The organism is Micromonospora sp. C51 (genome assembly GCF_018070435.1).
GTDB lineage: Bacteria > Actinomycetota > Actinomycetes > Mycobacteriales > Micromonosporaceae > Micromonospora > Micromonospora sediminimaris.
The window spans coordinates 103,426-115,430 of the sequence record NZ_JAGPXQ010000009.1 but is presented as its reverse complement, the minus strand read 5'-3'; the positions used below and the strand labels follow the sequence as shown (position 1 = coordinate 115,430).

Below are 12,005 nucleotides of genomic sequence, written 5' to 3'. Positions count from 1 at the left end.
GCCGGGGGCAAGTTACCGGTCTGTGACCATTCTGGCCCAAATTTCCCGGAGCATCATCGCTCCAGGTAGCGGGAAGATGACAGTTTATCGGGTATCGTGCGCGTTCCCACGCAACGGCACGCGTACCGAAACCTGCGTTCAGCGCAGGACGACCCGGTGTTCCCCGGGGGGCAGCAGCTCACCGATCACCGGGGCGCCCGGTATCTCCCCGGCGATCAGCAGCCCGCCCGAGGTCTGCGCGTCGGCCAGCAGCAGCCGATCCTCCTCGGTGGCGGCGCCGAAGTCCGTCCACGGGGTCACCCACTCCAGGTTGCGGCGGGAACCACCGCTGACGTACCCGTCCCGGACCGCCTCTCGGGCACCGGCCAGGTACGGCACCCGGGCGGTGTCGATCGCCACCGTCAGCCGGCTCGCCCGGGCCAGCTTCGAGGCGTGCCCGAGCAGACCGAATCCGGTCACGTCGGTGCCGCAGCGCACGCCGGCCGCCACGGCCGCCCGCGCGGCGTCCCGGTTCAGCGTGGTCATCGCCGCCACCGCCGCCGGGAAGCTCTCGCCGGTGCTCTTGTGGCGGGTGTTGAGCACGCCGACGCCGAGCGGCTTGGTAAGTGACAACGGCAGGCCGACCCGCCCAGCGTCCAGGGTGATCACCTCTTCCGGCCGGACCAGCCCGGTGACGGCCAGGCCGTACTTCGGACCGTCGTCGTCGACGCTGTGCCCGCCGGCCAGATGACAGCCGGCCGCACGGGCCACATCCAGGCCGCCGCGCAGCACCTCCCGGGCCAGTTCCAGCGGCAGCACCTCGCGAGGCCAGCAGAGCAGGTTGAGCGCGACCAGCGGACTGCCGCCCATCGCGTACACGTCGGACAGGGCGTTGGTGGCGGCGATCCGACCCCAGTCGTACGCGTCATCGACCACCGGCGTGAAGAAGTCCGCAGTGGTCACCAGGCCGGTGCGCTCGTCCAGCCGGACCACCGCGGCGTCGTCACCGTGGTCCAGCCCGACCAGCAGCTCAGCGGTGCCGGCGGTCGGACCGAGGCCGGCCACCATCGCCTCCAGCTCACCGGGCGGGATCTTGCAGGCGCACCCGCCGCCACGGGCGTACCGGGTCAGCCGCACGGGCTCGGTCATCTCCTCATGATCTCCGTCACCCGGGCCGGACGCCAGCCGGGCGGGTCAAATTCGGACGCCGGAGTCGGATCATCCAGGGTGTTACCGCTCCGTGACCATCTGAGTTGTGTTCCGCCACTTCACCCCGCCTACAGTGGCCGCTACCGGGGGTCGACCGACTTCCGACAGCGACGAGGAGGACAGACGACGTGGCGACGGGCGAACCGCTCATCGTGCTGGACTCGGTCAACAAATGGTTCGGGCCGTTGCACGTACTGGACGACGTCTCGCTGTCGGTGGGGCGGGGCGAGGTGGTCGTGGTGATCGGCCCCTCCGGTTCCGGCAAGTCGACCCTGTGCCGCACCATCAACCGGCTTGAGCCGATCAACTCCGGCACCATCACCTTCGACGGGCAGGCGCTGCCGGCCGAGGGCAAGGCCCTGGCCAAGCTGCGCAGCGAGGTCGGCATGGTGTTCCAGTCGTTCAACCTCTTCGCGCACAAGACGATCCTGGAGAACGTCACCCTCGGCCCGATCAAGGTCCGCAAGGAGAAGCCGGCGGCGGCCCGGGAGCGAGGGCTGGCCCTGCTCGACCGGGTCGGCATCGCCAACCAGGCCGACAAGTACCCGGCCCAGCTCTCCGGCGGCCAGCAGCAGCGCGCCGCGATCGCCCGCGCGCTGGCCATGCAGCCCAAGGCGATGCTCTTCGACGAGCCCACCAGCGCGCTGGACCCGGAGATGGTCGGCGAGGTGCTGGACGTGATGACCTCGCTCGCCCGCGACGGCATGACCATGGTCGTGGTCACCCACGAGATGGGTTTCGCGCGGCACGCGGCCAACCGCGTCATCTTCATGGCCGACGGCAAGCTCGTCGAGGATGCCGCTCCGACGGAGTTCTTCGCGAATCCGCGCAGCGAGCGCGCCAAGGACTTCCTCTCCAAGATCCTCACCCACTAGGCGTCCGGTAGTGGGGCGGGCCGTGACCCGGCCGGCTCCAGTTGAAGAAGGAGATCAGGTATGCGAATGAAGCGGATGGCGGCGGTTGCCGCCGTTGCCGGCCTCGCGGTCGCGATGACCGCCTGCGGCGGGGACAGCGACGAGGGCGGCTCCGGCACGGGCGCCGGTGGCATCGTCGGCAAGGCCGAGAGCCAGAACAAGCTGGTCATCGGCGTCAAGGCCGACCAGCCGGGCCTGGGCCTGCAGACCGGTAGCCAGTACGAGGGCTTCGACATCGAGATCGCGAAGATCATCGCGAAGGGCCTCGGCGTCGAGGAGAGCGGCATCGAGTGGAAGACCACCGTGTCGGCCAACCGGGAGCCCTTCATCGAGCAGGGCACCGTCGACCTCGTGGTGGCCACCTACACCATCAACGACGAGCGCAAGCAGAAGGTCAACTTCGCCGGACCGTACTACATCGCCGGCCAGGACCTGCTGGTCAAGGCGGACTCCACCCTCACCGGCCCGGACCAGCTGGCGGGTAAGACGGTCTGCTCGGTAACCGGTTCGACGCCGGCCAAGCGGATCACCGAGAACTACCCGGATGCCAAGCTGCAGCAGTTCGACGCGTACTCGAAGTGCCTGCCGCTGCTGGAGAACGGCCAGGTCGACGCGGTGACCACCGACGACATCATCCTCGCCGGCTACGCCGCGCAGGACCAGTACGCCGGCAAGTTCAAGGTGGTCGGCAGCACCTTCTCCGACGAGCCCTACGGCATCGGTCTGAAGAAGGACGACACCGACGGCTGCGAGAAGGTCAACGAGATCCTCAAGGCCGCCGCCGAGGACGGCAGCTACAAGGCTGCCTGGGACGCCACCCTGGGCAAGAGCGGCACCCCCGCGCCCGAGCTGGACACCACCAAGCTGACCCACTGCGGCGCTGTCTGACCGGTACCGGAGCCGGCACCCCTTGCGGGTGCCGGCTCCGGCCTGTCACCGGCCCTCATAACGTGCCCCGGGAGCCGAAGCATGGACGTATTCACCGATCCGCAGAACTTCGACGCGTTCGTGTCGGGCTTCGTCTGGATCCTCAAGCTGACCGGCGCGTCCGCGGTCTGCGCGCTGGTGGTCGGCGTGCTGCTGGCCGCGATGCGGGTCTCCCCCGTACCCGTGCTGCGCGGCTTCGGCGCGGCCTGGGTCAACATCTTCCGCAACACCCCGCTGACCCTTGTCGTCTTCTTCTGCTACTTCGGGCTGTACGCCACCCTCGGGCTGAGCCTGTCTCAGGAACTCGACGTCAACATCTACTGGCTCGGTGTGATCGGCCTGTCGACCTACACCGCCGCCTTCGTCTGCGAGGCGGTGCGCTCGGGCATCAACACCGTGCCGGCCGGCCAGGCCGAGGCGGCCCGGGCGATCGGGCTGTCGTTCGCGCAGACGCTGCGGATCGTGGTGCTGCCGCAGGCCGCCCGCTCGGTGATCGCGCCCTTCGGCAGCATCCTGATCGCGCTCTGCAAGAACGCCACAATCGTCGGCACCATCGGGCTCGTCGAGGCCTCCAGCGTCATGAAGGACCTGCTCAACAGCTACGGTAACGCCGTCATTTTGATCTTCCTGGTCTTCGCCGGCACGTTCGCCGCGCTCCTGATTCCCACCGGCTACTTCTTCGGCTGGTTGGCCAACCGTCTGGCGGTGAAGCGCTGATGAGCACCAGCGTCCTCTACGACCACCCGGGACCCCGGGCCAGGATCCGCAACGCGGTGCTGAGTGTCGTCTTCGGCGTCGTGCTGCTCGGGCTGCTCTACTGGATCTACACGAAGTTCGACCAGGCCAACCAGTGGGAGCCCCGGCTGTGGGAGCCGTTCACCCGGTCGGCCACCTGGACCCAGTTCATCCTGCCGGGCCTGTGGGCGACCCTGAAGGCGGCCGGGGTCGGCATGGTGCTGTCGCTCGCCTTCGGCGTCGTCTTCGCCTTCGGCCGGCTTTCCGACCGCTGGTGGGTCAGCGTGCCGGCCGGCATGGTGGTGGAGTTCTTCCGCGCCGTCCCGCTGCTGCTGATGATCTTCTTCATCTTCTACGGCGTACCGTTCCTCATCAAGGGTCCGGTGACCGCCTTCTGGGCCGTGGTGATCGGCCTGACGCTCTACAACGGGTCGGTGCTGGCCGAGGCGTTCCGGGCCGGAATCCGGGCCGTGCCCGGCGGGCAGTCCGAGGCGGCGTACGCGATCGGCATGCGTAAGAACCAGGTGATGCGGATGATCCTGCTGCCCCAGGCGGCCCGCGCCATGCTGCCGATCATCGTCAGCCAGCTGGTGGTGCTGCTCAAGGACACCGCGCTCGGCTACATCGTGGCCTACCCGGAGCTGCTCCAGCGCGGCGTCAACGACCTCTCCGCCAACTACGGCAACATCATCGCCTGCGCCATCGTCGCCGCCGTCATCTACATCGTGATCAACTCGCTGCTCACCTGGTTCGCCGGCTGGCTGGACCGGCGCAGCGGTGTTCGGGCCTTCCGGGTACCGAAGCAGACCGCGCCGGCCGGAGCGGCGGACTCCACCCCGGAGGGCGGCGCCACCGTCTCCGAGCCGCAGGGCTGAGCGGGTACCGCTTCGATGCGGCGCGCGGCTACCTCGCCGCGCGCCGCATCGCCGTCCGTGGAGCCCTGGGACTGAACGCCGCCAGCAAGGGACTCCCGCTGCGGGGTCGAGCGGACGCCTCAGCGGGCGATCTCGGTGACCCGGGACTCGCGGACCACCGTCACCCGGATCTGCCCCGGATAGGTCAACTCCTCCTCGACCTGCTTGGCCACGTCCCGGGCCAGCACCGCCGCGCCGATGTCGTCGACGTCGTCGGGCTTGACCATCACCCGGATCTCCCGGCCCGCCTGCATCGCGAAGACCTTCTCCACCCCGACCTTGCCGGCCGCGATCTCCTCGATGCGTTCCAGCCGCTTGACGTACGCCTCCAGGCTCTCCCGCCGCGCTCCCGGCCGACCGCCTGAGCAGGCGTCGGACGCCTGGGTCAGCACCGCCTCCACGGTCTGCGGCGGCACCTCGTTGTGGTGCGCCTCGATGGCGTGCACCACGTCCTCGCTCTCGCCGTACTTACGGGCCACGTCCGCGCCGATGAGGGCATGGCTGCCCTCCACCTCGTGGGTGAGCGCCTTGCCGATGTCGTGCAGGAAAGCCGACCGCTTGATCAGCGGCACGTCCAACCGCAGCTCGGCCGCCATGATCCCGGCGATGTGCGCGGTCTCCACCAGGTGCTTGAGCACGTTCTGCCCGTACGACGTGCGGTAGCGCAACCGACCGAGCAGGGTGACCAGCTCCGGGTGGATCTCGGTGATGCCGACCTCCACCAGAGCGTCCTCGGCGGCCCGGTGGCAGAGTTGGTCCACCTCCTGCCGGGCCAGCTCGTGCACCTCCTCGATGCGGTGCGGGTGGATCCGGCCGTCCAGCACCAGCTTCTCCAGCGTCAACCGACCGACCTCCCGGCGCACCGGGTCGAAGCAGGACAGCAGCACCGCCTCGGGAGTGTCGTCGATGATCAGGTTGACCCCGGTGACCGACTCGAAGGCCCGGATGTTGCGGCCTTCCCGGCCGATGATCCGCCCCTTCATCTCGTCGCCCGGCAGATGCAGCACACTGACCACACTCTCGGCGGTCTGCTCGCTGGCCACCCGCTGGATGGCGTCGACCACGATGTGCCGGGCCCGCTGCTCGGCCGTCGACCTCGCGTCGGACTCGATGTCCCGGACCAGCAGCGCGGCCTCCCGCTTCGCCTGGCCCTCGATCGCCTCGACCAACTCGGCCCGCGCGGCGTCGGCGGTCAACCCGGCTACCCGCTCCAACTCACGTCGCCGCTGGTTCTCGACCTCGGCCAGCTCGGCCTCCCGCTCGGCCAGCGCCGCCTCACGGGCCGCCAGCGCGGCGTTGGCCGCGGTGAGCTGGCGTTCCCGTTCCGCGAGCCGCTCCACCTCCTCGGTGTGCAGCCGCTCCCGCTCGTCCATCCGGGTCGCCCGCCGCTCCACCTCGGCGGCCTGCTCCCGGGTGGTCGCGGCCAGCACCGCCACCTCCCGCTCACCGCTGCGCCGGGCCGCCGTGCGCAACTGCTCGGCATCCGCCTCGGCCTGCTTGTGCGCCCGTTCCAGCACCGTGTCCGCCTCGGCGCGGGCGTCGTCGAGCACCCGACGTGCCTCCGCCCGGGCGGCCTTCGCCTCGGCCTTGGCCGCCGCCGCCTCGGCGCGGGCCGCCGCCGCCGCGGACTTCGCCACATCGATGGTGCTGTTCGCCTCGTCGGCGGCCGTGCGCAGCGCGGCCAGCGACTGCTCCTGCCGGTCCTTCTCCGCGACGTACGCCGGATCCTCCGCCGCCGGACGCGACATGAAACCCCGCATCAGGCGCACGCCGAACAGAACCGCACCGAGGACCACGAGGGTCAACACCAGCACGGCGACGAGAATCACGACGTCGAAGGCGCTCATCGAACGGCTCCGTCCGGCCGGTCGCCGACCCCGAGGGCGACGGCAGGTGGGCCGGAACTCTGCTCACCGTCGTCGCTGGCCCCGGACTCCGCCGCACCGGGAGCGCCCGCCCCCGCGCTCATGCCGGCGCTCCGTTCCGCTGCGTGCCCCTGGCGGGCAACGCCGAACGAAGCCTCAAGATCGGCCCGCTCCGCTCGCTCATACCGGGACTCCGGTGAACCTGTGCCGCCTCGCCATGGCGCGCCTCCCCTGAACCGTCGCGCCGCAACAGCCTGCCGGGTGGGCACGCTCCTGCGACTCTGGACGCCCGACCGGAGCGCATGGCCGTGGGTTGGCTTCCTCCGCCGACGTCCCTGACGGCCGTCGGCGGGCCGGGTGCACTGTCACGTGAGCCCGGACCGGCCTGTCCGGAGCTGACGTACGCGGCCGAAGGTGCCGGCCAAAGTGATGCTGTTCTGTTACGGGATCTATGTTGTGCGCTTAGCCTGCGCTTGGTCGGGCAATGTGAGCCTTATGGCGAGGCTAGGTCTCAACCGGGCTCCGGTCAAGAACGGATGATCAAACCACCCGGACGGAGAGAAGTTAAATCGTCACCCTCCGCCTATGAACACTCGGACGCCAGTGGGCAAAAAAGACGAACAACCAACGCCGAGTTGACTCATCAGGGCTGGTCACGTCGCGAAGGTGGTCGTCGCAGCCGCGCCACACGCATCGCCCGCGCCCCCGGGACGGGCCAGGCCGGGATCACAGTTGGTGGACGGCACGACAGCGCGAACGCGCGGTCAGCGGTCGATCTCGCCCTCGGCGTCGGCGAGGGCGTCGGCGTCGATCTGCTCGGCGAACTCGGCCGCCTCGGCGCTCTGCGCGGCGATCGCGTCCTTCACCGCCCGGATCGCGACACCGGCCGGGTACCCCTTGCGGGCCAGCATGCCGACCAGTCGCCGGAACACCGCGTCCGGCTCGCCCCGGGCGGTCCGCAGTTTCCGCTCCACCAGGGCGCGGGCGGTCTCCGCCTCGGTGGTCTCGTCCAGCTCGTCCAGCGCCTCGCTGGCCGTGTCGCCGTCCACGCCGCGCTGACGCAGCTCGTTGGCGAGTGCTCGGCGAGCCAGCCCACGGCCGGCGTGCCGGCTGCTCACCCAGGCCCGGGCGAACGCGGCGTCGTCGATGATGCCGACCTCGTCGTACCGGTCGAGGACCTGGTTGGCGGTCTCCTCGGAGATGCCCCGCCGCGCCAACGCGCTGGCCAGCTCGGCACGAGTACGCGGACGCACCGCGAGCTGCCGCAGGCAGATCTCCCGGGCCACCTCGGCCTCGTCGCGAGGCGTGGCAGCCGCGTCACCGCGTGCCGAACCGCCGGCCCGTCGGGTGGAACCAGCCCTGCCCGAGGCCGGGGAACCTGGAGCCGACACGTCCGGAGCCGACGGGTCACCCGGGTCGGAGGCGTTGCCGGCGGCGCGGCGGCCTCGACGGGGTCGTGGTGTGGCGTCACCCGCGCGGGGCGGACTGGCATCCCAGCCCCGCCCCGAGCGGGCACGTCGTCCTGCCACGGATCGTCGATCAGAAGTCGACCGGCGGCAGCTCCGGGCCACCGGCGGCGTCGCCCGCGCCGACCCCGACGCCGAGCTTCTCCAGGATCTTCTTCTCGATCTCGGCGGCCACGTCCGGGTTCTCCCGGAGGAACTCGCGGGCCTTCTCCTTGCCCTGGCCCAACTGGTCGCCCTCGTAGGTGTACCAGGCACCGGACTTGCGAATGATCGACTGCTCGACGCCGACGTCGATCAGCGAACCCTCACGGGAGATGCCCTTGCCGTACATGATGTCGAACTCGGCCTGCTTGAACGGGGATGCGACCTTGTTCTTCACGACCTTGACCCGGGTGCGGTTACCGACCACGTCGGTGCCGTCCTTCAGACTCTCGATGCGCCGCACGTCGAGCCGGACCGAGGCGTAGAACTTCAACGCCCGACCACCGGTGGTGGTCTCAGGGCTGTTGTGCACCATGACACCGTCGACGAAGTAGTTGTGGTTGCCCTCAACCTCGATGTCGAACCGGTTCATCGAACGGGTCTTCGGCTTGACCCGGACATCGATGACCCGTGCCGGCACCGGCATCAGCTCCGCCGCGACGAACTGCGGCTCGACGGCGCACTGGCCCCGGAAGCGCGGCAGCAGCTTGGCCTCCATCGCCGCCGGCACGTAGGGAGCAACCAGCTCTTGGAACTTCGCCGACGACTCCGTGGTGAAGACGATCGACGCCGTCTGTCGGGCCCCCCGGGACACCAGCTTCACGTCCATCCCGTACGCGTCGCGCAGATGCTCCACCAGACGATCCCGGCTGCCCTCCGCCATCGCCTCGACGCAGATCTCGATCCGGCCGGAACCGCCGGCCGTACGCTCCTGCAGGCCCTTGGAGCGGACGGTGAAGCAGCCGTCGTCCATGTACCACACCGCGAGCGCCAGAGGAGTCAGCGCCTTGAGGTAGTCCCAGCTGAGGTGCTTCTTGCCGTCACCCAGGTAGACCGCACGGCGCAGCTCGTCCAACTCCGGCAGCGGGGTGAAGTCCACGAAAGCGGCGCCCCGTGCGTCGGTACGCCGGGAGTGGCCGATGTTGCCCAGCAGCGAGACCTTCCAGTCGAGGTAGTCGACCTGCTGTGCACCGTGGCCGAGGCGGAAGCGGACACCGGAGCGATCCTGGCGGTTCGGCGACAGGTTACCGTCACCCATCAGCGAGCCGAGCAAGACCTGCCACTGCTGCTCGCTGAGACGGCGTGACTCGGCGAGCATCACCCGGTCGCCGGCGATCAACTCGCCCGCCTCCCGCCAGCCGCCGGGAGTGCGTACCAGGTGGTTGGCGGTGGCGGCGAACTGCGCCCGCCCGTTGCCACCCGACTTGGCGACGGTGAACTGGAGGAACTGCTCCGCCGGACCGTTGTTGAACCAGTTGGTGATCCGCTTCGGCTCCACCCGGTCGGTGTCCGGGTTGTAGGAGAGGACCTCGACGTCCATCCGCTGGTTGACGATCTTGCCGATCTTCTCCTGCGTGCCGTCGGCCAGAGTGACCCGGGTCGAGTACGACATGCAGCCGAACATGACCCCGATCTTCTCGCGGAGCTGGTTGATGAAAATCGCGGTGGTGCCGGTGTTGTTGAGCACACCGGTGATCTTCCGCAGCGCCTGGCTCATCAGCCGGGCCTGGAGACCGACGTGGCTGTCGCCCATCTCGCCCTCGATCTCGGCGCGCGGCACCAGCGCGGCCACCGAGTCGATCACGATGATGTCGATCGCGCCGGAGCGGACCAGCATGTCCGCGATCTCCAGCGCCTGCTCGCCGGTGTCCGGCTGGGAGACCAGCAGGGCGTCGGTGTCGACACCGAGGGCCCTGGCGTACTCCGGGTCGAGCGCGTGCTCGGCGTCGATGAAGGCGGCGATACCGCCGGCCCGCTGGGCGTTGGCCACCGCGTGCAGGGCGACCGTGGTCTTACCGCTGCTCTCCGGGCCGTACACCTCGACGACCCGGCCGCGGGGCAGACCGCCCACGCCGAGCGCCACGTCGAGCGCGATGGAACCGGTCGGAATGACCGAGGTCTGGATGACCGGTCGCTCCCCCAGCCGCATCACCGAGCCCTTGCCGAACTGCTTGTCGATCTGAGCGAGAGCAAGGTCGAGCGCCTTCTCCCGGTCAGGACCTGCCGCCATCGTTGCCACCCCTGCCTTCGCCGGCGTCTTTCCTGAGCTTCGCGTCACGCGGGACACGCTAGGCGCTGGGTCCGACAGAAAACCAGCCGACTGGCCGTGGCCTGTGGACGAGCACCCCGCTGTGGACAATAGCCGAACAGGTGTACGACTCGGCAAGAGACACGCGGAAGTAACGAATCGGCTGCTCAGCGTAGCCGGACGGGGACCCGGTCCGGATAGGCCGCGACCACGGCGCGCCACACCACGTGCGTCTCCACGCCGGCCTTGAGGGCCTGCTCGATGGTTCGCCCGCCGAGTTCCGACAGCACCTGGTCGCTGGCGATGCTGGCCGCGTACGCCGGACCGAACGCCTCGGCCAGGCGCGCCCAGAAGTCGGTCAGCCGCACGTGATCAGTCCTTCCTGTCCGGTGCAATCATCGGCACCGGACGCAACGCTAGCGCCAGCAGGGGTGCCACCGCGACCGCGGCGAGCAGGGTCAGCACCGGATAGCCCGCCAATTGCATGACAAACCCGCTCAGTGCTCCGGCCGACGCTCCGGCCAGCCCCATGAGCAGGTCGGACAGGCCCTGGGCGCTGGGCCGCACCTCGTCCGGTACCGACTCCGACAGCAGGGTGGAACCGGCCACCATGGTCGCCGACCAGCCGAGCCCGAGCAGGATGAGCCCGACGGTGAGCCGGGGCGTGTGGTGCCCGGCGGTGCCGGCGACCGCGCAGGCGGCCAGCAGCGTGCCGATCCCGCCGAGGATGACCGGGCGCCGACCGAACCGGTCGGCGAGCCAGCCGACCACTGGTGCCAGCGCGTACATGCCGGCGATGTGCAGGCTCAGCACCAGCCCGACCACCGGCAGCACCTCGTCGACGGCGTAGTACTCCCGCAGGTGCACCGGGGTCATCGCCATCACCGCCACCATCACCAGGTGGCCTACGGCCACGGCGGACACGCCGAGCCGGGCGGCCGGTCGGGCGCGTACCACCGACCAGGCGGCGCGCATGCCCACGCCGCGCCGGGCCGGCGCTGCCGGTGCCGGGACCGGGCCGGCCGGGGCGAGCGCGGACGCCGCCTGGGCCGGCTCGGCCGGGACCGGTGGTGGACCAGGCGGAGGCGGCTCGGACGCGGCGGCCCGGGCCACCGCGAGCCGGCGCGCGGTGAGCAGCGGGTCGGGCCGCAACCACAGCAGCAGTACGCCGGCGGCGAGCACGAACGCGACGGCGCTGAACGCGAACGGGCCGGACAGCGCCGGCAGCCCCCAGCCGCTTGTGGTGCGGTCGGCGAGCGCGGCGAAGTTCGGGGCGGCCACCGCGCCGATGGTGGTGGCCCAGACGATCAGCGACAGTTGCCGGGCACGCCGGTCCGGTTCGGCGAGATCGACCGCGGCGTAGCGGGCCTGGAGGTTGGCGGCGGAGCCGCCGCCGAAGAGGAGCATGCCGAGGAAGAGCAGCGGGACCGACCGGGTTGCCGCGGCGAGCACGACAAGCGCCCCGCCCAGCGCCCCGACCACGTACGCGACGGCCAGGCCGGGGCGGCGGCCGTACCCGGTGATGATCCGGGTGACCGGCACGGCGAGCAGTGCGGCGCCGACGACGGCGGCGCTCTGCGCCAGGCCGGCCACGGCGGTGCCGGCGATCTCGGCGGCGAGCAGAGCGCCGACGGAGATGCCGATGGTCACCCCGATGCCGCCGACGACCTGGGTGGTGAAGAGCAGCCGCAGGGTGCGCCGCTGGATGGGCGCGACGTCCGGATGCGCCGGCGTGGTCGTCAGGTCAGTGGCCAACGGGAGGCTCC

Annotated in this window: 11 protein-coding genes and 2 pseudogenes; 4 read left to right on the top strand and 9 right to left on the bottom strand. The window is 70.3% G+C overall.

Annotated elements, in window-relative coordinates; translation table 11 throughout:
* Nucleotides 1–138: 138 nt before the first annotated feature.
* The gene (selD, locus tag KBX50_RS13110) at nucleotides 139–1,128 is read right to left on the bottom strand and encodes a selenide, water dikinase SelD (RefSeq protein ID WP_210937300.1); all 990 of its coding nucleotides are present in this window, start codon (nucleotides 1,126–1,128) and stop codon (nucleotides 139–141) included.
* Nucleotides 1,129–1,316: 188 nt separating this feature from the next.
* On the opposite strand from selD, the gene KBX50_RS13105 reads away from it, so the two are divergent.
* The 4 genes from KBX50_RS13105 (at nucleotide 1,317) to KBX50_RS13090 (ending at nucleotide 4,639) form a co-directional block, all read left to right on the top strand.
* Entirely contained in the window at nucleotides 1,317–2,063 is a 747-nt protein-coding gene (locus tag KBX50_RS13105; protein WP_093410231.1) for an amino acid ABC transporter ATP-binding protein, read from the top strand.
* 60 nt (nucleotides 2,064–2,123) lie between these two features.
* On the top strand, nucleotides 2,124–2,990 hold the full coding sequence (locus tag KBX50_RS13100; RefSeq protein ID WP_093410229.1) for a glutamate ABC transporter substrate-binding protein: 867 nt from the start codon (nucleotides 2,124–2,126) through the stop codon (nucleotides 2,988–2,990).
* 81 nt (nucleotides 2,991–3,071) lie between these two features.
* Nucleotides 3,072–3,746, top strand: a complete 675-nt coding sequence (locus tag KBX50_RS13095; RefSeq protein ID WP_210937299.1) for an amino acid ABC transporter permease — start codon at nucleotides 3,072–3,074, stop codon at nucleotides 3,744–3,746.
* Complete coding sequence (locus KBX50_RS13090; protein ID WP_210937386.1) at nucleotides 3,743–4,639, top strand: amino acid ABC transporter permease; 897 nt, start codon at nucleotides 3,743–3,745, stop codon at nucleotides 4,637–4,639. Before KBX50_RS13095 ends, KBX50_RS13090 begins: the two co-directional genes overlap by 4 nt.
* Nucleotides 4,640–4,758: 119 nt before the next feature.
* Here the strand turns inward: KBX50_RS13090 and rny are convergent, their stop codons facing one another.
* From rny to KBX50_RS13065, 8 genes and pseudogenes are all read right to left on the bottom strand, one after another.
* On the bottom strand, nucleotides 4,759–6,525 hold the full coding sequence (rny, locus tag KBX50_RS13085) for a ribonuclease Y (protein WP_210937298.1): 1,767 nt from the start codon (nucleotides 6,523–6,525) through the stop codon (nucleotides 4,759–4,761).
* A complete protein-coding gene (locus KBX50_RS33345) occupies nucleotides 6,522–6,647 on the bottom strand; it encodes a hypothetical protein (RefSeq protein ID WP_282101379.1) in 126 nt (41 codons plus the stop codon). The genes rny and KBX50_RS33345 overlap by 4 nt, the downstream gene beginning before the upstream one ends.
* Nucleotides 6,648–7,307: 660 nt before the next feature.
* The gene (locus tag KBX50_RS13080) at nucleotides 7,308–8,072 is read right to left on the bottom strand and encodes a regulatory protein RecX (protein WP_210937297.1); all 765 of its coding nucleotides are present in this window, start codon (nucleotides 8,070–8,072) and stop codon (nucleotides 7,308–7,310) included.
* A gap of 10 nt (nucleotides 8,073–8,082) precedes the next feature.
* Nucleotides 8,083–8,583, bottom strand: coding sequence for a hypothetical protein (locus tag KBX50_RS33340; RefSeq protein WP_269742610.1), 501 nt, complete (start codon nucleotides 8,581–8,583; stop codon nucleotides 8,083–8,085).
* A 171-nt stretch (nucleotides 8,584–8,754) separates the two neighbouring features.
* A pseudogene (locus tag KBX50_RS33335) lies at nucleotides 8,755–9,330 on the bottom strand (LAGLIDADG endonuclease); the annotation flags it as partial.
* A 39-nt stretch (nucleotides 9,331–9,369) separates the two neighbouring features.
* A pseudogene (gene recA / locus KBX50_RS33330) lies at nucleotides 9,370–10,221 on the bottom strand (recombinase RecA); the annotation flags it as partial.
* A 185-nt stretch (nucleotides 10,222–10,406) separates the two neighbouring features.
* Nucleotides 10,407–10,607, bottom strand: coding sequence for a DUF3046 domain-containing protein (locus KBX50_RS13070; RefSeq protein ID WP_210937295.1), 201 nt, complete (start codon nucleotides 10,605–10,607; stop codon nucleotides 10,407–10,409).
* A 4-nt stretch (nucleotides 10,608–10,611) separates the two neighbouring features.
* The gene (locus KBX50_RS13065) at nucleotides 10,612–11,994 is read right to left on the bottom strand and encodes an MFS transporter (RefSeq protein WP_210937294.1); all 1,383 of its coding nucleotides are present in this window, start codon (nucleotides 11,992–11,994) and stop codon (nucleotides 10,612–10,614) included.
* Between the last annotated feature and the right edge of the window lie 11 nt (nucleotides 11,995–12,005).

What these genes read in the sequence shown, in the direction of transcription:
- selD (WP_210937300.1), bottom strand. Translation starts at nt 1,128, where the DNA reads ATGACCGAGCCCGTGCGGCTGACCCGGTACGCCCGTGGCGGCGGGTGC.
- KBX50_RS13100 (WP_093410229.1), top strand. Translation starts at nt 2,124, where the DNA reads ATGCGAATGAAGCGGATGGCGGCGGTTGCCGCCGTTGCCGGCCTCGCG.
- KBX50_RS13095 (WP_210937299.1), top strand. Translation starts at nt 3,072, where the DNA reads ATGGACGTATTCACCGATCCGCAGAACTTCGACGCGTTCGTGTCGGGC.
- rny (WP_210937298.1), bottom strand. Translation starts at nt 6,525, where the DNA reads ATGAGCGCCTTCGACGTCGTGATTCTCGTCGCCGTGCTGGTGTTGACC.
- KBX50_RS33345 (WP_282101379.1), bottom strand. Translation starts at nt 6,647, where the DNA reads ATGAGCGCGGGGGCGGGCGCTCCCGGTGCGGCGGAGTCCGGGGCCAGC.
- KBX50_RS33340 (WP_269742610.1), bottom strand. Translation starts at nt 8,583, where the DNA reads ATGAACCGGTTCGACATCGAGGTTGAGGGCAACCACAACTACTTCGTC.